Below are 19,673 nucleotides of genomic sequence, written 5' to 3' on the forward strand. Positions count from 1 at the left end.
TGACCTCCTAGACCTGGGCCTTGTTCCTGGCGAGCGTGCCGAGCGGCCCCACCGGGGAGAGGAAGCCGCTGCCGGCGACGACCTTGCCCCCCGAGACCTTGGTCACGAGCATGGGGAGCGGCCGGGGTGGCGGCCCACCGACCACCTTGGCCCCTTGGCGCGGGTCGTAAAGGCCCTTATGGCAGGGGCAGAGGAAGATCTTCTGATCGGCGAGCCAGTCGCTGACGGTGCAGCCCAGGTGCGTGCAGATGGCGGAGTAGACGATGACCCCCTGGTCCGAGTTCTTTTTGGTCTCGGCGTCGTACTCGTCGGGGTTGAAGCGGATGATCATCGAGAGGTTGTTGCGCTCGCCGCTTTTGACCACCTTGGTTTTGGGGTCCATGGGCCAGGCGAGAACGAAGGGCCCGCCCAGGGGGAGCGTGTCCAGGGTGACGGGCTTGCCTTTGTCGGGGCCCTGGGCGATCACGAAGGTGTCGCCTTCCTTGATCGGCTCGGATTCGGGCGTGATCTCTTTCTTGGGGCGGAGGCCGCCGGCGATGAAGAGCGAGGAAAGGCCGGCCAGCCCCAACCCGGCCCCGAGGCTCGCCTGAATGACCGCCCGCCTGGAAGTTACGTTCTTCTTCGACATTACCAGGGCACCTCCGAATGTTCGTCTTCGATCAGGACTTCATCGCCGAGGTAGTACTTCTTGTAGATCGCGAGCAACACCGCGGCTACGAGCATGATGCTGCCAAAGACCACGCCCTGCGCCGCGCTGCTCACCGGGCCCACGGTCAACTGGTGGAGGATGAGCCGGACGAAAAACCCAGAAAGTCCCGCCAGCACCACCGCCAGCAGGACGCTCACCACCGCCACCGCGGCCCCGGGCTCGGGGACATGGCGGCCGGGACGGAGCTCGACGCCCTCGAGCCAGGCGGAGAAGTAACCGATCAGCCCGTAGACCAGGAAGACCGCGCTAAAGGCGAGCAAGCCGATCTGGCCCGGGGTGAGCTCTTCCTTCGCTTCGCCCGCGAGTCGCTCGAGGTGAATCGCGTCCAGCTGAAAGGCGTAGAAGAGGGCGATTGAGAAAAGAATAGCGAAGAAGGGCAGAACCGTGTCGTTCCTGTACATGCCGCTCGTTCACCCCCTAGCGTTCCGCTTTGACGTCGGATTCGCTCACCGGGCCGAAATCGTTGAGCTTGGCCCGCAGGTAGGTCGCGACCGCCGCCACCTGGGCGTCATCCAGGCTGCTGCCGAAAGGCGGCATCGCACCGGCGCCGTTCAAGATCCGGTCGATCACCAGTTTCTTGTCCTTCAGGTTCTGATTGCCCTTGAGGGCGGGGAAGGCGCCGGGGATACCCTCGCCGCCGGCCTGGTGGCAGGCGGCGCAGTTTTGGGCGTAGACCTCCTCGCCGGTTTTGATCAGCGCCGCGAGGTCGGCGCCGCCTCCGGCTTCGGCGGCACCGCCACCTTTTCCGAGCGCTTCCTTCACGTCGTCGACGCTCACGCCGCCGAAGCTGTTGCCGAAGTCGTTGCGGATGTAGGTGAGGAGTGCGGCGAGGTCTTCATCCGAGAAGTCCTTGAACGCGGGCATGCCGCCCTTGCCCTCGGTAATGATCGTGAGCGTGCCCTTGAGGTCCCCGAGCAACTTGTTCCCTTTGAGGGCGGGGAAGGCGCCGGGGACTCCCTCGCCGCTGGCCTGGTGGCAGGCGGCGCAGCTTTGGGCGTAGATATCCTTCCCTTTGTCGAAGAGCGCCTGGTCGACCGGCGCTCCCGAGCCCTGGGCCACGCTCTCCTCGGCGGCCCCGCCGCTCGGGGCCATCTGGGAGGCGATCTCCTCGGAGGTAGGGCTCACGGCGAAGAAGAGCCAGACCAAAAACAGCACCACCACCGTGGCCACGACGTAGAGCCAGGGGGAGGTCCGGCCGGGCTCGATCGGCGCCTGGTACTCGCCCACCTTGACGTCGAACGTCACCTCACCGCTGACCCGCTGGTCCTCGTCGAGGCCCTCGAGGGCGACGTCGGGGAGGTTGTCGACGAAGAAGGTCTGCCGCCGCTCCTCCTTGGCGCCGCTTTTGAAGACGGTCACGATTCGGAGCGTGTGCTCGCCGTCGGGAAGCGTGCGGGTGTCGATGCGCACTCGAAACGGCGGCTTGGTGAGCACCTGAACTGGTTCGGTCGCGTCGTCTACGTAGACCTCAATCCGTTCAACCTGTGGATTCATAGCCCCTCCTTCAAAGGCGACTGGCCATCACCAAAAACAAGCATAGCAAGCCCATGGGGTGGACATCTGCACCCCCCGCAAGCTAGGTCAAGGCGGGCGGGTCAAATGTCCCAACTTTGGCGTATCGCTTCCAGGGACGCCTTGAGCGCGCTGGCGTCCCCCTGGACCTCGAAGGTGGCGGTTGGCGGGAGCTTGGCCGGCCTCAGGGCCCGGTAGGGGATCTGGCCTTCCCCGACCGGGAGGTGGCGGTCGCGGTCGCCGGGCGTGTCGTTGATGTGCAGGTGGATGAGACGGTCTCCGAGGCGCTCGAGGTAGGCTTCGACCGTGCTTAGGCCGCCCTCGACGAAGGCGTGGCTGAAGTCGAGGCAAAAACCGTAGTCGGGGTGTCGTTCGAGGAGGTGGGCGAGATCTTCCGGGCCCTCGAGGAGATCCCGGCCGTCAAGGGCCAGGTTCTCCACCGCCACCGGCAGGGGAAGGGGTTTGAGGGCCTCGAGGGCCGCTTCCAGCTTTTGCCAGGCGGCGGAGGTGATCATGGGATGACGGAGAGGGACCTGACCGCTATGGAGCACCGCGACCTCGGCCCCCAGGGCCTCGGCGAAGGCGAGCCCATCGCGGGTACGCTCCAGGGCTGCGTTCCAGGCTTTGGGAAAGAGCGAGGCCAGGTTGAGGTCGACGAAGGGGAGGTGCACGGTAAAGCCCACGCCGTAGGTGCGGCCCATCTCGCGGATGGCGGTGGGCGAGGGCAGGCCCGGGACCGCTTCGAAGAAGTCGTAGGGGAGCTCGAGGTTCATCCCCAGCTCGGCGGCGAGCGAGAGCGCGGCGTCCAGGTCGAGGATCCGGGCATCCAGGGGGCTGAAACCGAATTTCATCGTGCCTCCAGGGCCTTTTTCTGAGCGGCCTCGAGGGCTTTCCTGGGATCGAGGCCCCCCTTGACGCTTCGTTCCAGGGCTTCCTCGAGGTAAACGCGCCAGGTCACGAACTCGGGGATCCGGGGCCGGGGCACCGCGTAGGCCAGCTGCTCGAAGGCGGCCTTTCGGTAGGGGTTTTCGGCGTAGAAATCCTTCAGGTAGGGCAGCGCGCTCTTGCGCAGGGGCACGTAGTAGCTGGCCTCGACCCACTTGGCCAGGTTCTCGGGGCGCATCATGAAACGCCAAAAACGGAGCGCTCCCTCGATCTGGGCCTCGCTCGCCCCTTTGAGCACCACCAGCTGGGCCCCGCCCATGGGCACCTTGCCGCCGGGGCTGCGGGGCACCGGGGCCACCCCCAGGCCGAAGGCGAAGGAGTAGTTCTCGGCCGCCGGCCAGTTGGCGATGGAGGCGAAGACCATCATGCCCTTGGTGCGGACGAAGTCGAGCAGCGCGAACTGGCTCTCCGCCAGCCGGCGGGCGATGAGGTCGCCGCGCCTCGCCATCCTGTGCAGCATGGAAAGGGCCTCGATGGCCGCCTTGCTGTCGAAGTTGGGGCGCCCGTCGGGGGTGACCAGGCTCCCCCCGCGGCTCGTCACCATGGCCTCAAAGGTCCACGACTCAAGCACCGCGATGTAGCCCTTGCGCCGCCGGTCCGAGAGTTTGGCCGCGGCTTTTTCGAAGGCCTCCCAGGTCGTGGGGGGACTGAGCTTTTTGGCTTTGAAGGCGCTGGCGTTGAAGTAAAGCACCGGGGTGGAGGTGTTCAAGGGCAGACCGTAGCGCGTTCCGCCCACAATGCCGTATTCCCAGACCGCCGGGTAGAAATCCGCGATCTCGGCCTTGGTAAGACCGAGGTCGCTCGGCAGCGGCAGCGCCAGGTGCTCGGCCACGAGCCGGGGGAAGAAGGCGATCTCGGCCTGGTAGAGCACCGGCTGGGTTCCCGTGCGCAGCGCGGCGATGAGGCGGGTTTCCGCCTCGCGGTAGTCGCCCACGTAGCGGGGTATTACCTTGTAGTCGCTCTGGGTTTGGTTGAAGGCCTTGGCGAAGGCCTCGATCTGGCGGCCGGCGGGGCCGTCCATTGCGTGCCAGAAGCTGATTTCCACCTGGGCGAAGGCCAGCCCGAGCAGGACGATGACAAAACTGAGTACACGCATCACATCACCCCTTTATGCTTCCTTCGAACGTCTCCACGATTTTACGTTCGAAGACCAGATAGATGAGAACGAGCGGCAGCGTGGAGAGCAGCGCCGCCGCCGAGAGTAACCCCCAGTCGGCCGGGTAGCGGCGGGCGAGGTCGGCGATCCATACCTGCACCGTCCAGAACCGCTCTCCGACCACCACCCGGGGGAAGAGCACCAGGTTCCAGTGGGCGGCGAAGGCCAAAACGCCGGCCGCGATGAGGTTCGGCGTCAGCAGCGGGGCCACGACGCCAAAGAGAATTCGCCCCTCGCCCGCGCCGTCGATCCGGGCCGCCTCCACCAGGGTGAAGGGCAGCCCCCGCAGGCCCTGGTAGATCAGCATGATGGTGAAGGGGCTCGCGGCGAAGGGCAGTACCAGCGCCCAGGGCGAGTCGAGCAACCGCAGCCCCAGGAGCACCCCGTAGAGCGGGACCAGGAGCAGCTCGGCGGGGATGGCCAGGGTAAAGAGGAAAAGGCCCCAAAACGGGGCGCCATTCCAAAGGGCGTAGGCGGCGGGGAGGCCGGTGGCCAGCTGCAAGAGGGCGGCGGCCCCGCTCGCGATGAGCGAAAACCCGAGGTGGCCCCAAAACCCCTCGGGGGCGAGCTTTTGAATGTTTTCCCAGGTGAAGCCGATGCCGCTTCGGAGGTCACCGGAGTACACGATCTCGGGGGGCAAAAAGGCGGCGTAGGCCATCCACAAGAAGGGCAGGAGCACCAGCGCCACGATGCCCCAGACGAAGGCGTGTCTCATCGTTCCTCCAAGAGACGCCCCTGGGCCCAGGCCACCGCCACCGTGAGCGCCAGCATGACGACGGTGACGGCGGCGGCGTAACCGAGACGGAAGTTTTCAAAGCCGAGCTCGTAGATGAGGTAGCCGAGCACCCGCGTCGCCCCGTAGGGTCCACCCCGGGTGAGCAGGAACACCGCCACGTAGGATTGCAGCGCGAGCACCGTCCCCACCACGGTGAGGAAGAGCACCGCCGGTCGGAGGAGGGGCAGGACCACGTAGCGGGTGACCTCGAGGCCCGAGGCGCCGTCGACCATCGCCGCCTCGAGCACCGCCCGCGGGATCGATTTGAGGTGGGCGCTGACCACCAGGACGCCGTAGCCCAGATAGCGCCAGAGGGTGAAGGCAACGACCATGATCATGGCCCAAAAGGGCGCCTGATCCCAGGCGGGGATGGGCAAAAAGCTCGCCAGGGCCCCGTATTCGGGGGCAAAAAGGGTGTACCAGGAGGTGCTGGCCGCCCCGACCGTGACCAGCCCGGGGAGGAAGAGGATGCCCTTGACCACCCGCTCATAGCGCTGGCCCTCCAGCGCCAGGGCGACCAAAAGCGAGAGGATGAGGAACGCGGGCAGGGTGAGGGCGGCGAAGATGAGCGTGGCCTTGACGCTTTGGAAGAAGACCGGATCGGCGAAGAGCTCGCGGTAGTTGGCGAGGCCAACCGGCGTGGGCTGGGAAAGGCCCGACCAGCGCCAGGTGGAAAAGCGGATCACCTCGAGGAAGGGGAAGAAGAAGAACACGCCCAGCACCAAAAGCGCCGGGATCGCCCCTTGGGCTTTGCCCAGGGTCCGGCCAAGCTCGGGAAGGGGGCGCCGGTGTGCTCTGTTCACCACAGGAAGAGGAGGCGCACCGCGAGGGGCAGCCGCTCGTCGCTCGTCACCTCGAGGGCCACCGGCTCGACGTAGAGCCGGGCCCCGAGGCCCCAGGCCAGGTGGAGCCCCCGGTAATACCCCGCGCCGACCTCGGCGCTCAGCACCAGGGGGAGCCCGCTGGCAAGCTCCAGCGAGGCCCGGGGACCCACCACCAGCCCGGTGGCAAAGCCCGAGGGCTGGAAGGCGGCAAAGGGAAGACGGATGAAGCCGCCGGCGGAGGCGAAGTGCTCGCCGAGGGTGAGGCCGGGGAAGACGAGCGCGCCAAGCTCGGCCCGGCCACCCAGGCCACCGCCTTCGCTGAAGAGCTCGAGGCTGGCTCCGGTTTCGAGCCCGAGCGGGCTCGCAGGAAGCGTTGTCGAGAGCCAAAGCCCCCCGCCCGCGGGTGGCAGATAGGTTGCGCCGATGGCCGTTTCGGGGTAGGCCGGCGGCGCGGCGAGGGCCAGCGAGGCCAGCATGCCCATGAAGCTGAGGTGAATGAACTTGAAGCGGCGCCAAAACCCAAAAGACGCGATGCGACCCCGGAAACGGCCCGCATCGATCCGAAAGCGACGGGAACGTTGGACTGACATGATATCTATTTATACTTGATTCCGTGAGCGACGCCGAGCTCAAAGCGATCCTGCAATCGGCCCGGGTGGTCGCCGTGCTCGGCGCGCACCGCGATCTTGCCCGGGCGGCGGCCTACGTGCCCGACTACCTTGCCGGGGTGGGGTACCGGATCATCCCGGTCAACCCGAAGTTCACGGGCGAGCTGCTTTTTGGCGAGCCGGTACGACCTGACCTCGCCTCGATCGACGAACCCGTGGACATCGTCGACGTCTTCCGGCCGAGCCAGGCGATCCCGGGGCACCTCGAGGACATCCTGGCCATGCGGCCCCCGCCCAAGGTGGTGTGGTTCCAACTGGGTATTCGCAACGACGAGGTCGCGGCCGAGCTTATGGCCCGGGGCATCACGGTGGTCCAGGATCGCTGCATGCTGGCCGAGCACAGGCGCCTTTTCGGGGCATGACCGATCGGGAGCGCCGGGCCCTCCTGGCCTGGTACCGGCAAAACCGCCGGGACCTTCCCTGGCGGCGTACGCGCGACCCCTACGCCATTTTGCTGGCGGAGGTCCTCCTCCAGCAGACCCAGGTCCAGCGGGCGATTCCCTTTTACCGCAGGATTTTGGCCCGCTTCCCCACCCTGGCCGCGTTGGGCGAGGCCCCGCTCGAGGCCCTGCTCGAGCTCTGGCAGGGGGCGGGCTACTACCGCCGGGCCCACCAGCTGCACGCCCTGGCACGAGCGACGGGCGGGGTGCTCCCGGAAACCTACGCTGAGCTCCGCCGGCTCCCTGGCCTTGGACCCTACACCGCGGGCGCCGTGGCCTCGATCGCCTTCGGGGAAGCGGTGCCCGCGGTCGATGGGAACGCGCGCCGGGTGCTCGCCCGCTACTACGGCCTGACCGCGCCGGGGGAGGCCGAGCTCTGGCGGCTCGCCGGGGCCCTGGTGGATGCCGAAGCGCCGGGGGAGTGGAACCAGGCCCTCATCGAGCTCGGGGCCACGCGATGCACCCCGAAAAAGCCGGCCTGCGCCGGTTGCCCGCTGGTCAAGGGGTGCCGGGGAAAACTCGACCCCGGGCGGTTCCCCCTGCCCCGGCGCACGAGGAAAAAACCCCTCGACCTTTTCGCCTTGGTGCTCGTGGGACGCGAGGGGGTGGTGCTCGTCCGACGCGAGGGCAAGCGCTTCTCGGGGCTCTACGGGGTTCCCATGGGCGAGGACCTCGGGGCGCTCCTCCGCGAGTACGGGTTAAGCGGCGCCGCGTTCGCCGGTGAGGTTCGCCACGGCCTCACCCACCTGGACATGCGGGTTCGGGTTTACTGGGCGCGGGTGGATGCCGCCGGCCAGGATGCGGCCTCAAAGCCGCTCAGCGTCCTCGATCGGAAGATTCTGAAAAAATTCGAGGAGGCGTTCGGCGAGGCGGGTGCCCTCGAGGCTGACCTCCCTGTAGCCCCCCTGGCCCAGGACGCAGACCCCGACGCCAAAAAGCCCTGAAAAGCGGGTGAGCCTGCAACTTTCTCGGTCCCATTCCTCGGGGGCGAAGCGGTCAAAGCGGACCGTGTAGCCCGGGGCGCCCTTAAACGGCGGCGCGCTCAGGCTGCTGGGCTCAAAGCGGAACCCGAGCTCGCGGAGGTGGGCGTGGAAGTCGGGGTAGGCGGCCTCGCCGAGCCGCCCCGCCGCTTCCTCGATCTCGCCGACCCTCAGCCTGGCCCCAAGGAAGCTCCCAAGCGCGAGCACGGTGACCCGGGCCCGGTATTCGGGACCTTCCCAGCTCTCGACCCCCAGCACCCGCCCGTCTTCGATGAGAAGGCGGGTCGCTGTGGCCTGGAAGAGGTGGAGCCGTGGCGCCAGCGACTCCAGCCGCCACTTGGCCCGGGCGTGGAGCAAAAACGGCGGCAGGCCTTCTTCGTACACTTCGGCAAACAGGGTGCCCTCGGCCGGCGGGTCGCTGATCTCGGTCACCGGCAAGAAGAGCGAGTCCAGGCTCTGGGTCAATAGCCCCACCCGAAGCCCGTTCTGCGCCAGGCGGTGGGCGACCTCCGAGCCGGCGAAGCCGGCCCCGACCACCAGGACGTCGTAGCGGTTTGGCGTATCCATCATCATTCGTGGACCGGACCGAGGACGGGTCGTGTCCTCGGGTACTGGAAGAGCAGGTACTCGCCCTGGACCTCGATCATGGCCAGGCCCTGTTTCGGCCACTCGGCACGCAGAAAGCGCGGGGGTTCGCGGTGCACCCGGCCCTGGTGCCGGCTGCGAAGCGCGACGCGGAAGCGTCCCCGGCCGTAGGAGGCGATGCCCCAGCCCTCGTCCCCGGCTTCGAGCTGCTCAAAGGCCCAAAGCGCCAGCGCCGTCGCCTCGCTGGGCGGGAGCCAGGCGCCGCTCGCTGACCCGAAGTGGGCGAAAAAGCTCTTCACGGGGGACTTGCTTTCGATGAGCAGACCGCCTTGGCCGTGCACCACCCGCGCGGCTTCGTTCTCGTACACCCGCCCCACGATGCGCGAGCGGGCCAGGGCCATCGCCAGGGCGAACCGCGCCTTGAGGGCGGTGGCGTTGGTCGAATCGTTCCTGAAAAAGAGCGCCGGATGGGGGTTAACCTCGAGCATCCTTCACACCCACGAAGATCGCCGCGATGCCCCCGCTGAGGAGGCGGTAGCGCGTCCGGAAGCCGGCCGCCTCCATCATTTTGCGGAAATCCTCGGGTTTTGGGAAGCGCTCGACGGTTTCGGGGAGGTAGCGGTAGGCCTCGGGTTTTTTCGAGATGACCCCCCCCAAAAAGGGAAGGATGCGGTCGAAATAGACCTTGTAGATACGGCCGAACCAGCCGTCGGGAGGCGGCGGAAACTCCAGGATCACCGCCCGGCCCCCGGGGGTGAGCACGCGGTAGAACTCGGCGAGACCCCGCTCGTAGTCGTGAAAGTTGCGAAATCCGAAGGCCACGGTGAGGGCCTGGAAGAATTCGTCGGGAAACTGCATCTCCATGGCGTCGCCGGGGACGAAGTAGAGTCCGGCAAAACCCGTTTGCCGGGCTTTTTGTCGGGCGATGGCGATCATCTCGGGCGAGAAATCCATGCCGATGACCTCGGTCCCCGGCGAGACCGCCTTGACCAGGAGCGCGACGTCGCCGGTCCCGGTCGCGACGTCGAGCAGCCGGCGGGGGTTGTCCTCGAGGGCCTCGCGAACCGCGGCCATCCGCCAGCGGCGATCGATTCCGAAGGAGAGGAGTCGGTTGAGCAGGTCATAGCGCGGCGCGATTTCGGAGAACATGCGCCGTACGGCTTCTGGATCGCGGCTTTCGGGATCCATAACCTATTCATCATAAAGCCCCGTGGTGAAAGTCCCGGGCCATGCCTTACAATAACCCCCCGTGAACCGCGTCTTTTTTCCGCTCATCGCCCTGGCATCGGCGGCCCTCATGGCCATTTCGCCGTGGTTCGTGGCCAAGCGTGCTTTTGGCGGGCGTGGTGTGTTGCTCGCGCCCTTTGGCGTGGTCAACCCGAGCAACGCCCGGGGCCCATGGCCCGAGTTGGGGTGGCTTGGGACCATGTTCGCGCTGTGGGCGGTTTTGGCCCTGGTCTCGGTTCTCGTCTACACCCTGACCCGCGGCCAAAAGCGGGCCCGGTGGCTCTATGTGCTCGGCGGTCTCGGGCTTTTGCTCTTTGGCCTCGAGGCCTACCCCTTTTACCAGGCTGTCGCCGAGATCAACGCCGAGGCGCTCGCGCGCGGGGTTAGTCCGAGGCGGCTGCCCCTCCGGCGTTACTCGCTGTCGTTCGGTCTCTACGTCCAGCTCTTTTACGCCCTTTTCCTTTTGGTGACCGCGCGGCTCAACCAGCCGAGAGGGCAGCGGATCCTGGTCCGCTACCGGGGGGTGGTGGTGCCGGCGGTGAGTATGGTGCTGGCCATGGTGGTGGGTGGGGCGATCGTGTGGCTGCTCCGTCCCATCCCCGGGGTGCGCGAACCCCTTTCCACCTATGGCTACCTGGTGGCCAAGCTGGACCTGGTCACCTACACCTTCCAGCTCCTCTTTGGCCCCGTGCTCTCGCTCTCGGGGCTCTTCCAGGCAGCGCTCATCGCCACGCCCCTGATCTTCACCGGTCTCAGCGTGGCCTTTGGCTTTAAGGCCGGGCTTTTCAACATCGGGGCGCCGGGCCAGCTGATTATGGGGGCGATCTTCGCCATGCTGGTCGGCGTCTACCTGCCCGGTCCCCGTTTCCTGGTGCTGCCCCTGGCCATCGCCGCCGCCGCCCTCGGGGGGGCGATCTGGGGCGCGATCCCCGGCTGGCTCAAGGCGCGTTTTGGCGCCCACGAGGTGATCAACACCATCATGATGAACTACATCGCCCTTTCGGCGATGCTGCTCCTTTTGAGCAAGAACGAGTGGTCGTTCTTCGGGCAAAAGGTCTACCTGCCCTTCAAGTTCCCGGGCTACGAGCCCAGGAGCTACGAGATCCGCCCCGAGGCCCGGATCCCCATGCTCCACAAAATGCTGGGCTTTGATGGCGCGGGGCCGGGAGAGCTCTCGCTGGCCCTGCCCCTGGCCCTGGTGCTGATGCTCGTCGTCTACTACATCTTCGGGCGCCGGCTCGAGCTGGGGCGCCGGGTGGTCTACGCGCTCGGGGCCGCCGTGGGCGGTTACGTCCTCGGTGGTTTTCTGCCCGGGATTCCCGCCACCATGTCGCCCGATCTGGCCTCGGTGCGGCTCAACGGCGCCTTCGTGATCGCGCTTTTTGCCGTGGCCTTCTACAACTTCTACATGTGGCGGACCAAGTACGGCTACGAGCTCCGGGCCGTGGGGCTTGCGCCCAAGGCCGCGGAGTACGCGGGGGTGAAGATTTCGAGCAAGCTGGTGCTCACCATGGCCATCGCCGGCGCCTTTGCCGGGCTGGCCGCCACCCACTACGTGCTCGGCGGGGGTATCGACGAATACCGGCTCAAGCAGTCGATCCCCTATAACGTCGGCTTCGACGGCATCGCGGTGGCCCTCATGGGGCAGAACACCCCGATCGGCGTGACCCTTGCCGCTTTCCTCTTCGGCGTGCTCCTCACCGGAGGGTTGCAGCTCAATTTGCAGCTCGGAATCAGCCGGGAGCTGGTTTTGGTGCTTGAATCGTTGATCGTTCTCTTCATCGCCGCGGGCGGGTTCCTCCCGCGCTACTTCACCGATCCGCTCCTCGCCGCTGAGGCGTTGAGGGAAGGGGAGGAGGCATAGGCATGGACTGGATCTCCAGCGCCTTTTGGGTGGCCCTCATCGCCGGGGCCTTGCGGCAGACCACGCCGCTGCTCTTTACCGCGCTCGGGGGGATGTTCAACGAGCGCGCGGGGATCGTGAACATCGCGCTTGAAGGCATCATCAACTTCGGCGCCCTGGCCGCGGCGGTCACGGTGCAGCAGCTCGAGGCCCCCTACCTGGCCCAGGATCCCAACATCCGTATCTGGTGGATTCCCTGGGCCGGTGTGCTCGCCGCCATCGTGGCCGGTACCCTCACCGCCTGGATCCACGCCGTGGTCTCGATCCGCTACCGGGCCGATCAGATCGTTTCGGGGACCGCGATCAACATGCTTTCCTTCGGCCTCCCCTCCATCGTGCTGATCTTCCTTTACCAAAACGCCACCGCCAGCAAGGAGGTGGTGCACCGCGTCCAGTCGATCGGTCAGTACCTGTCGTCGGTGCCCGGGGCCCGGGACTTCTTCTCCACGCCCGTGGGCCGGGTCCTTGACCAGAGCCCGCTCGTCTACCTGGCCTTCATCCTGGTGCCGGTCACCTATTTCGCTCTGTTCAAAACCCCCTGGGGCCTCCGGCTGCGCTCGGTGGGCGAGCACCCGGAGGCGGCCGACTCTCTGGGCATCAACGTCTTCCTGATGCGCTACCACGGGGTGTTGCTCTCCGGCGTCCTCGGCGGTCTGGCCGGGGCCTACCTCTCCATCGACCAGATCAACCAGTTCATCCGCTTGATGGCCGCCGGGCGGGGCTTCATCGCCCTGGCGGCGCTGATCTTTGGTAAGTGGCACCCCTTTGGCATCCTGGGGGCGACCTTGCTCTTTGGCTTCGCCGAGGCCTTCCGGATTCAGGTCGAAGGCGCTGGCGTGCTCCCCTCGCCAATCCTCCAGGCCTTCCCCTACGTGCTCACCATGCTGGTCCTGGCCGGCTTCATCGGCCGGGCGCGGCCACCGGCGGCGATCGGGAAGCCCTATGAGAAGTAGGACACCCCGGGCGCTGGTCGGGGCATACAATAGAGCCAATGCTCGTTCGTGACGTGATGAAAAGCCCGGTGATTACCATTGGGCCCGAGCGCACCCTGGCCGAAGCCAACCAGGTGCTCTGGGAAAAAGGCATCCGGCATCTGCCGGTCCTCGAGGGCGACCGGTTAGTGGGCATCGTGACCGACCGCGACATCCGCTTGGCCACCAGCTCGCTTTCCAAAAATCCGCTTCCGCAAAGCGCTCCCGTGCGCGCGGCCATGAAGTCGCCGGTGCTGACCGCGGACCCTCTCGACCCGGTGGAGGACGCGGCCCGGGTCATGCGCGAGGAAAAGGTGGGGTGTCTCCCGGTGGTGGAGGGCAAGGTCCTGGTGGGGATCATCACCGGCATCGACCTACTCGACGCCCTCATCACCCTCACCGGTGCCACCCAGCCCGCGGGGCGCATCGAGGTGGCGTTGCCGGATCGCCCCGGCGAGCTCGCCCGGCTGACGGCGTTTTTCGCCGAGCGACAAATCAACATCCACTCGGTGCTCACCTATCCCACCGGTGACGGCCGGGTTACCAACGTGCTGCGCATCTCGACCCTCGAGGCCCGACCCCTGGCCGAGGCGCTGCGGGAACGGGGGTTCGAGGTCGTTTGGCCGCCAGCGAAACCATGGTCCCGGTGATCTTTCACCCCGACTACCTGGCCTACGACTTCGGCTCCGAGCACCCGTTCAGCCCGGTTCGCCTGGAGATGGTGGTCGAGCTTTTGGAGGCGCTGGGGGAGCCGGTCGATTTCGTTGAGCCGCCGCTGGCGCGCCGGGAAGAGATCCTTTGGGTTCACGCCGAGCGTTTCGTGCGCCGGGTCGAGGCAGCGAGCCGGGGCGAGGACCCCGGGGATCTCATGCAGTACGGCCTCGGGACCGGCGATACCCCGGTGTTCCCCGAGATGGACCGGGCGGCCCGCCGGCTGGTGGGGGGGACCCTGGAGGCGGCGAGGCGTATTGCCTCGGGAAGTGCGAAGAGGGTGCTCCAGCTTGGGGGCGGTCTTCACCATGCCCAGTACGACCGCGCTTCGGGGTTTTGCGTCTACAACGATCTGGCGGTGGCCATCCGCTACTTCTTGGATCAGGGCCTGCGCGTGGCCTACCTCGACATCGACGTTCACCACGGCGACGGGGTGCAGTGGATCTTTTACGACGAGCCCCGGGTGCTCACGCTGAGCCTTCACGAATCGGGGCGCTACCTCTTCCCGGGCACCGGGCACGTCCACGAGCTCGGCCGGGGGGCGGCGGTGGGCACCAAGCTCAACCTTCCCCTCGAGCCCTTCACCGAGGACCAGAGCTGGCTTTTGGCCTTTGAGACCGTGGCCCCGAGGGCGCTCGCATGGTTCCGGCCCGACGTGATCGTGCTCCAGGCCGGGGCCGACGCCCACTACATGGACCCGCTCGCCGATCTGCTGCTCACCACCCAGGGTTACCTGCAGGCGTTTTCGAGGGTCCTCGAGTACGCCGAGGCCTTCGCCGGCGGAAGGCTGCTGGTGACCCTCGGTGGCGGGTACTCCCTCGATGCCACGCCGAGGGTGTGGACCTTGCTCTATCACATGATCCAGGGAAAACCGATCCCAAAGGCGCTCCCGGAGGACTGGCACCGTAACTGGGAAGCCCGGCTCGGCCAGCGGCTGAGCGCTACCTTCCTCGATGACCCCCCGGCGTTCGACATCCCCCGACGCTCCGAGATCGAGCGGCGTAACCAAAGCGTCGCCGAGCGGCTCCTGCAAAGCGCGTCGGCGTATTGGTAAGGGCCGCGGGGTGGAAATAAGAGATTTACCGCGAGGGTCTTGGGGCGGAGGTGAAGAGGCCAACCCCCTTTTTTCTGCAGGGCTGAGGCGGCTGATGGTGCTGGCGCTCTAGGGGACCCCCGGCCGGCACCCAAGGACCTCGCCACACCAGGGGTCGCTCAGTTCGGCGACTCACCGGACCGAATTGACCTGGTCCTTCTTCCCCGGGGAGGACTTCGAGGCCGTCTACACCCGGAGCGAACTTCACGAGGCTCGGAGACACCAGTCCTACGGTTACTTTAAAACCCGACTGGGAAGCCCCCGGACCGCTTGAATTGCGCCCCCGTGTCCACGCTATAATATATAACGTGATATGTAATACACGGATATAGCTTCAAGGTTCGGTGAACGGCAGTGCAATTTGCGGATCGAGGAACCGAGGACATTTTCAACGGATCGAACACCAAAGCCGCACGCCAAACGCTTCCACGCGAACTGTGGAAGATCGCTCAACGCAAGCTCGATATGCTCCAGGCCGCTTCCCGGATCGACGATCTCAGGGTTCCGCCCGGAAACCGCTTGAAAGCGCTCGGCGGTGACCTGAAAGGGTACCACAGCATCCGGATCAACGATCAGTACCGGATCGTTTTCCGGTGGGACGAACGGGAAGGACCGAAGGAGGTGTGAAGTGCTCCCCCAAATTTGGACCACCCGGCAAGAGAGGGTCTTCGGGTAATCTGCGGGGGAGCGAACATGGGCAAATGGACGGCAAAGGAGAAAGCCAGGATCGTCCTTGAGGTGCTCACCGGCCAGCGGACGGTGACGGACGCCTGCCGGACATACGGGGTCTCGGAGTCCGTCTACTACCGATGGCAGAGGAAGTTCCTGGACGATGCCCACCTGGTCTTCGGCTCGACCTGTAAAGAACAAGAGGCCCGTATCCACGAGCTTGAGCGGCTGGTCGGGCAGATGGCCCTGGAGCTGGAGGTCTTAAAAAAAGCCTCCAGCATCTACCGGCAAAGGAAAGGCGGGGTCTGGTGAACGCCCTCAGGGGTAGCTACCCCCTGCGCCTTTTGGCCCGGGTCCTGGACGTTCCCCGGAGCAGCCTGTATTACCGCCCCAAGGCCAGGGAGGATGAGCCCTTACGGGAGCGCCTTAAAGCCTTGGCCCGGGCCTGGCCCCGGTACGGGTACCGCCGGCTCGGGGTCCTGCTCCGGGGAGAGGGGTTTTCGGTGGGCGACAAGAAGGTGCGCTCTCTGATGCGCCAGGAGGGTCTGCTGGTTCCCAGGCAGGTTGCAAAGCCAAGGACCACCCTGAGCCTGGGGGAAGCCGGGATTCCCAACCGGCTGAAGGGGTTTCGCCTCACCCGCCCAAACCAGGTGTGGGTGGCCGACCTGAGCTACGTGCGCACGGGCGAGGGCTTTGCTTACCTGGCGCTGGTCATGGACCTTTTGACCCGGAGGGTGGTGGGGTTCGCCCTCGGGCCCAGGATCACCGAACACCTGACCCTTTCTGCTTTGGACATGGCCCTGGAAGGAGGCAGGCCGGAGATTCACCATTCAGACCAGGGGGTGCAGTACACGTCCCGGCGGTACGTGGCGCGGCTGCTCGAACTCGGGGTGGCCCTGAGCTACGCGGGGGTCGGCCGGGCGTGGGAGAACGGACACGTGGAAAGGCTGATCCGCACCGTAAAGGAGGAATGGGTGGACCTCAGGGAGTACGGATCGCTCGCCGAGGCCCGGGCCTCCATTGAGTCGTTTGTTCTGGATGTTTACAACCGCAGGCGGCCGCATTCGGCCCTGGGGTATCTGACGCCGGAGGCGTTCGCGGAGAAATTCTTAAAGGGGGGCGGGGGACTGACCGAAATCGGGTGGAAAGTGGTCCAAAAATAGGGGCGCACTACAGTGCGGATCACCGACTACCACTAGAGGGCTGTTCAGGGAAGGACGCACGAATGGGCTTTGCGAACCGGAGGGACTTTTGAGCATGAAGCGGATGCGCCTGCCGAAAAACCGACCCCCCACCCACCCGGGGGAGGTTCTCTACGAGGAGTTCCTCAAGCCCTATGGCATGACCCAGAAGGAACTTGCCGAGCGGCTCGGGGTCTCCTACCCTCGGGTCAACGACCTGATTCATGGACGCCGGGGCGTGACCCCGGACACTGCGCTCCGACTGGCCCGCCTCTTTGGCACCACGCCGGAATTCTGGCTTAACCTGCAGCTTGCCCACGACTTGCATAGGGCCATGCAAAACGAGGACTACAAGCGGGTCAAACCCTACCGCCCTCCGGCGGCGTAGAGCGGGAAGGCTGGCTTGAGCACCCGGTAGACCGTGCTCTTCTGGGTCGGAACCCCTCCTCTTTTCTGGCTGGCTAGGGCCTCGCTGTATGAGGCCGTTGTTGAGCTCGAGAGGCGGGTTAAGGACGCGTGCCGTCGCTGGCGCAAGGGCGAGGCGGCCGACGAGCTTCGCGCCTACCTGGAGGCCCATCCCGAGAGCGCGACCGCGCGGCTCTTTTTCCTGCTCCACCGCTTGGCCGTGGACGTGGCCCGGGAGCGCTACGGGGCCCAAGCAAAGAAGCTCGCTCAAGTGGCCTTCGCCATCCCGGTGGAGCTTTTGGCCGAGCACCTCGGCGTGAACCGCTCGACGGTCTGGCGGGCCCTGAAACGGATCGAGGCCTCCGGGCTGGTCGCGGCGCGCGACTGGTACACGGCGAGCACGGCGGGCCAGGACGGGACCAAGGCCAACCGGGTGGCCGCCAAGCTCTTCGCCGTGCGCTTAAGGCCCGGGCGAGCCCGTCTGCACCACGACGAGCTCACGCACCCATGGCGCGACCTCGACGGCGATCGCGCCCGGAACCGGACGGCCTGGGCCTGGAAGCAGCACCACGAGCGCCCGAGCTACGCCGTACTCCGCTCCTGGGCCCTGGGGCGGCCGGTGGCCCCGGATGAATCGCCGCCGGACGTGCAGCTTTACGACATCCACGGCCTGGCTGGGCTCTTGCCCCACGAGGCGGCGCCGCTCGTCACCCGGCTCGCCGACTACCTGGCGAACCGCCTCTTGGACACCCACAGCCGGGGCTTCTACGCCAGGCTGCTCTGGAAGGTAGTGCACCTGGAGCTTAAGCCCGAGGCCCTGATCGCGCAGGTTGAGCGGGTAGAGGCCGATCTAAGGGAGGGCTGGGCGAAAAACCCGGGGGCGCTTCTGGCCTACCGGCTTTCTGCCTGAGGGCCACCTCCAAAGCCCCCAGGAGCTCCGGGTGGGTGGGTGTGAAATTTCGCTTGACCTCTGCCCCCCCCGTGGCCTAAGGGTGCTTATTAGAGGGTCTTGTGTTGCTTTCGGCCCTCTCAGGAGGTGATGGGTATGAGAAACGTTCTGGCTGCTCTTCTGATCCTGGGATTATCCTCGTTTGGAGTACTCCAAGCCCATGCTGCATCCCCGTCAAGCAGTGCCCTTGTTTTCCCATCTGGGGAACTTATTCGGGATGTCGAGTTGGAAAGCGCCGTTGGCCTACAGTTTTTCACCGCCGAAGAGGTTGCACCTTATAGTGAGTCGCCGACGCTGCTGGTTGGTGGTCGCTCAGTTGGCCAGATGTGGGCAGATTTCAAGGCAAATCCTGGAAACTGGCGTAGTGCTGGCGCGTTTGTGGAGCCGAGTAGGAGCGGTGGGGTGTCGATTCAGGAGAAATTTGTAAACGTGCACACTGGTGAACACTTCTGGCGCCATACGGTAACGAATGATCGGGGCGACGTGGTTGACGGTCCTCATCCCAGGCGGTACTTCTCTGACCATTTCGGCGAATACAGTGGTATCAAAGTAGGGCGATTTTACTAAACGTATGATGATGCCACGGCCTTGACTGAGAGTGTGAAGAGGTAAGGCATTGAATATGCAGCTAAGAAAGGTAAATGTGCCGTGTTTGTCAGAAAGAGAGTGGAGTGTCCTTTATGCAGCGAGCGATGATTGGGAAAACGTAGTAACCATCTCCAATATTATTCGAAGACTGATCGAGCTCTCATCGGAAATCGCCGAGTACTTACCGGAGAGGAAGGCATGGCCAACCGGGCCTGACAAGTGGGAGATCTTGAGTATCCTCAGGTATTTGCATGCCCGGGGGTTGGTGAAAGCTGCTCGGGAGATAGGCCCGGTTCTGCGGCCGGTTATGAGCTTAGATGGGCTTGAAAGCGAACCCGAAAGCTTCTGGTTCCTGGCTAATGAGGACATACGCGCACTTTTGCTCGAGTTGAGCCAGCAAAGGCGTGGCCGCGTCCCTTTGGATGAGCTGAAGGCCTTGTGTGGAGCAGAGGTTGAAGTCATCGACGAATAGGTGGATGGTGCTAGGGTGCTATGACGCAGATCATAGCAATGCAGGGGCGGGTCGTGAAAAATCTGCGTGATAGCCCATGAGAGGTAAGCGGTTTTACATACATAAAATTTCTTAGGGTTTGGCAATCCCTCTGGCGCTTTTCGTGGGAGGACTTTCTGCGCAGAGGTCTCTCTCAAATGCGGTCATTGACGCGCTGATCACGTTCTTTTTGGTTGTAGCGGTGATGGAATGGTTGCGGCGTGCCGGATTATGGGATGAAGAATCCCAAGGCTAGAAATCGGAGATTGGTGCGTTGAATTCTCGGGCCATGGCGCGACCTCGACGGCGATCGCGCCCGGAACCGGACGGCCTGGGCCTGGAAGCAGCACCACGAGCGCCCGAGCTACGCCGTACTCCGCTCCTGGGCCCTGGGGCGGCCGGTGGCCCCGGATGAATCGCCGCCGGACGTGCAGCTTTACGACATCCACGGCCTGGCTGGGCTCTTGCCCCACGAGGCGGCGCCGCTCGTCACCCGGCTCGCCGACTACCTGGCGAACCGCCTCTTGGACACCCACAGCCGGGGCTTCTACGCCAGGCTGCTCTGGAAGGTAGTGCACCTGGAGCTTAAGCCCGAGGCCCTGATCGCGCAGGTTGAGCGGGTAGAGGCCGATCTAAGGGAGGGCTGGGCGAAAAACCCGGGGGCGCTTCTGGCCTACCGGCTTTCTGCCTGAGGGCCACCTCCAAAGCCCCCAGGAGCTCCGGGTGGGTGGGTGTGAAATTTCGCTTGACCTCTGCCCCCCCGTGGTTAGGAATGATTACAGGAAGGCCTTCCATCTCTCTTCTTGCCTTCGGGGGGTGATGGGTATGAAGAAAGGGCTTGCGGTTCTTCTGGTCCTCGGGCTCCTCTTGCTTGGTGTGAGCCCGGTATGGG

23 protein-coding genes and 1 pseudogene are annotated in these 19,673 nt (G+C 65.4%); 13 read left to right on the plus strand and 11 right to left on the minus strand.

Features of this window, described 5'->3' with window-relative positions:
• Positions 1 to 7 precede the first annotated feature (7 nt).
• The 8 genes from ACZ5BT_RS05895 to ACZ5BT_RS05930 form a co-directional block, all read right to left on the minus strand.
• Positions 8 to 628, minus strand: coding sequence for a QcrA and Rieske domain-containing protein (locus tag ACZ5BT_RS05895; RefSeq protein WP_464883655.1), 621 nt, complete (start codon positions 626 to 628; stop codon positions 8 to 10).
• A complete protein-coding gene (locus tag ACZ5BT_RS05900; RefSeq protein ID WP_464885676.1) occupies positions 628 to 1,110 on the minus strand; it encodes a cytochrome C in 483 nt (160 codons plus the stop codon). The genes ACZ5BT_RS05895 and ACZ5BT_RS05900 overlap by 1 nt, the downstream gene beginning before the upstream one ends.
• 16 nt (positions 1,111 to 1,126) lie before the next feature.
• Positions 1,127 to 2,203: a c-type cytochrome gene (locus tag ACZ5BT_RS05905; RefSeq protein WP_464885677.1), complete on the minus strand. Its 1,077-nt coding sequence runs from the start codon at positions 2,201 to 2,203 to the stop codon at positions 1,127 to 1,129.
• A gap of 101 nt (positions 2,204 to 2,304) precedes the next feature.
• Positions 2,305 to 3,072, minus strand: a complete 768-nt coding sequence (locus tag ACZ5BT_RS05910) for a sugar phosphate isomerase/epimerase family protein (protein WP_464885678.1) — start codon at positions 3,070 to 3,072, stop codon at positions 2,305 to 2,307.
• Positions 3,069 to 4,262, minus strand: coding sequence for an ABC transporter substrate-binding protein (locus ACZ5BT_RS05915; RefSeq protein WP_464885679.1), 1,194 nt, complete (start codon positions 4,260 to 4,262; stop codon positions 3,069 to 3,071). The genes ACZ5BT_RS05910 and ACZ5BT_RS05915 overlap by 4 nt, the downstream gene beginning before the upstream one ends.
• Before the next feature lie 4 nt (positions 4,263 to 4,266).
• Entirely contained in the window at positions 4,267 to 5,037 is a 771-nt protein-coding gene (locus tag ACZ5BT_RS05920; protein WP_464885680.1) for a carbohydrate ABC transporter permease, read from the minus strand.
• Complete coding sequence (locus ACZ5BT_RS05925) at positions 5,034 to 5,855, minus strand: carbohydrate ABC transporter permease (protein WP_464885773.1); 822 nt, start codon at positions 5,853 to 5,855, stop codon at positions 5,034 to 5,036. Before ACZ5BT_RS05925 ends, ACZ5BT_RS05920 begins: the two co-directional genes overlap by 4 nt.
• A gap of 41 nt (positions 5,856 to 5,896) precedes the next feature.
• Positions 5,897 to 6,511: a bioflim formation protein gene (locus ACZ5BT_RS05930; protein WP_464885681.1), complete on the minus strand. Its 615-nt coding sequence runs from the start codon at positions 6,509 to 6,511 to the stop codon at positions 5,897 to 5,899.
• 23 nt (positions 6,512 to 6,534) lie between these two features.
• On the opposite strand from ACZ5BT_RS05930, the gene ACZ5BT_RS05935 reads away from it, so the two are divergent.
• Both ACZ5BT_RS05935 and ACZ5BT_RS05940 read left to right on the plus strand, forming a co-directional pair.
• Entirely contained in the window at positions 6,535 to 6,951 is a 417-nt protein-coding gene (locus ACZ5BT_RS05935; RefSeq protein ID WP_464885682.1) for a CoA-binding protein, read from the plus strand.
• Complete coding sequence (locus ACZ5BT_RS05940; protein ID WP_464885683.1) at positions 6,948 to 7,973, plus strand: A/G-specific adenine glycosylase; 1,026 nt, start codon at positions 6,948 to 6,950, stop codon at positions 7,971 to 7,973. The genes ACZ5BT_RS05935 and ACZ5BT_RS05940 overlap by 4 nt, the downstream gene beginning before the upstream one ends.
• Here ACZ5BT_RS05940 and ACZ5BT_RS05945 read toward each other — a convergent pair.
• The 3 genes and pseudogenes from ACZ5BT_RS05945 to ubiE form a co-directional block, all read right to left on the minus strand.
• Positions 7,881 to 8,582, minus strand: a pseudogene (locus tag ACZ5BT_RS05945) (FAD-dependent oxidoreductase); the annotation flags it as partial. The gene ACZ5BT_RS05940 and the pseudogene ACZ5BT_RS05945 overlap by 93 nt on opposite strands.
• Positions 8,579 to 9,082, minus strand: a complete 504-nt coding sequence (locus ACZ5BT_RS05950; RefSeq protein ID WP_464885684.1) for a hypothetical protein — start codon at positions 9,080 to 9,082, stop codon at positions 8,579 to 8,581. The gene ACZ5BT_RS05950 and the pseudogene ACZ5BT_RS05945, both read right to left, overlap by 4 nt.
• Positions 9,069 to 9,782, minus strand: coding sequence for a bifunctional demethylmenaquinone methyltransferase/2-methoxy-6-polyprenyl-1,4-benzoquinol methylase UbiE (gene ubiE / locus ACZ5BT_RS05955; RefSeq protein ID WP_464885685.1), 714 nt, complete (start codon positions 9,780 to 9,782; stop codon positions 9,069 to 9,071). Before ubiE ends, ACZ5BT_RS05950 begins: the two co-directional genes overlap by 14 nt.
• 109 nt (positions 9,783 to 9,891) lie before the next feature.
• On the opposite strand from ubiE, the gene ACZ5BT_RS05960 reads away from it, so the two are divergent.
• From ACZ5BT_RS05960 to ACZ5BT_RS06010, 11 genes are all read left to right on the plus strand, one after another.
• Positions 9,892 to 11,685, plus strand: coding sequence for an ABC transporter permease subunit (locus ACZ5BT_RS05960; protein WP_464885774.1), 1,794 nt, complete (start codon positions 9,892 to 9,894; stop codon positions 11,683 to 11,685).
• A 2-nt stretch (positions 11,686 to 11,687) separates the two neighbouring features.
• Complete coding sequence (locus ACZ5BT_RS05965) at positions 11,688 to 12,677, plus strand: ABC transporter permease (RefSeq protein ID WP_464885686.1); 990 nt, start codon at positions 11,688 to 11,690, stop codon at positions 12,675 to 12,677.
• A 38-nt stretch (positions 12,678 to 12,715) separates the two neighbouring features.
• On the plus strand, positions 12,716 to 13,345 hold the full coding sequence (locus ACZ5BT_RS05970) for a CBS and ACT domain-containing protein (RefSeq protein WP_464885687.1): 630 nt from the start codon (positions 12,716 to 12,718) through the stop codon (positions 13,343 to 13,345).
• On the plus strand, positions 13,333 to 14,460 hold the full coding sequence (locus tag ACZ5BT_RS05975) for an acetoin utilization protein AcuC (protein ID WP_464885775.1): 1,128 nt from the start codon (positions 13,333 to 13,335) through the stop codon (positions 14,458 to 14,460). Before ACZ5BT_RS05970 ends, ACZ5BT_RS05975 begins: the two co-directional genes overlap by 13 nt.
• A 393-nt stretch (positions 14,461 to 14,853) precedes the next feature.
• Complete coding sequence (locus ACZ5BT_RS05980; RefSeq protein ID WP_464885688.1) at positions 14,854 to 15,126, plus strand: type II toxin-antitoxin system RelE/ParE family toxin; 273 nt, start codon at positions 14,854 to 14,856, stop codon at positions 15,124 to 15,126.
• Positions 15,127 to 15,192: 66 nt separating this feature from the next.
• Positions 15,193 to 16,331, plus strand: a protein-coding gene (locus ACZ5BT_RS05985) for an IS3 family transposase (RefSeq protein ID WP_464885689.1) whose coding sequence is annotated in 2 segments (ribosomal slippage) — positions 15,193 to 15,427 and positions 15,427 to 16,331 — 1,140 coding nt in all. Because the reading frame shifts where the segments join, the coding sequence is not laid out codon by codon here.
• 94 nt (positions 16,332 to 16,425) lie between these two features.
• The gene (locus ACZ5BT_RS05990; protein WP_464885690.1) at positions 16,426 to 16,737 is read left to right on the plus strand and encodes a HigA family addiction module antitoxin; all 312 of its coding nucleotides are present in this window, start codon (positions 16,426 to 16,428) and stop codon (positions 16,735 to 16,737) included.
• 33 nt (positions 16,738 to 16,770) lie between these two features.
• A complete protein-coding gene (locus tag ACZ5BT_RS05995; protein WP_464885691.1) occupies positions 16,771 to 17,664 on the plus strand; it encodes an HTH domain-containing protein in 894 nt (297 codons plus the stop codon).
• A 135-nt stretch (positions 17,665 to 17,799) separates the two neighbouring features.
• Complete coding sequence (locus ACZ5BT_RS06000) at positions 17,800 to 18,270, plus strand: hypothetical protein (RefSeq protein WP_464885692.1); 471 nt, start codon at positions 17,800 to 17,802, stop codon at positions 18,268 to 18,270.
• A gap of 55 nt (positions 18,271 to 18,325) precedes the next feature.
• Positions 18,326 to 18,763: a hypothetical protein gene (locus ACZ5BT_RS06005; RefSeq protein ID WP_464885693.1), complete on the plus strand. Its 438-nt coding sequence runs from the start codon at positions 18,326 to 18,328 to the stop codon at positions 18,761 to 18,763.
• 419 nt (positions 18,764 to 19,182) lie between these two features.
• A complete protein-coding gene (locus ACZ5BT_RS06010; protein WP_464885694.1) occupies positions 19,183 to 19,473 on the plus strand; it encodes a hypothetical protein in 291 nt (96 codons plus the stop codon).
• Positions 19,474 to 19,673 lie beyond the last annotated feature (200 nt).

Source organism: Vulcanithermus mediatlanticus (genome assembly GCF_055385885.1).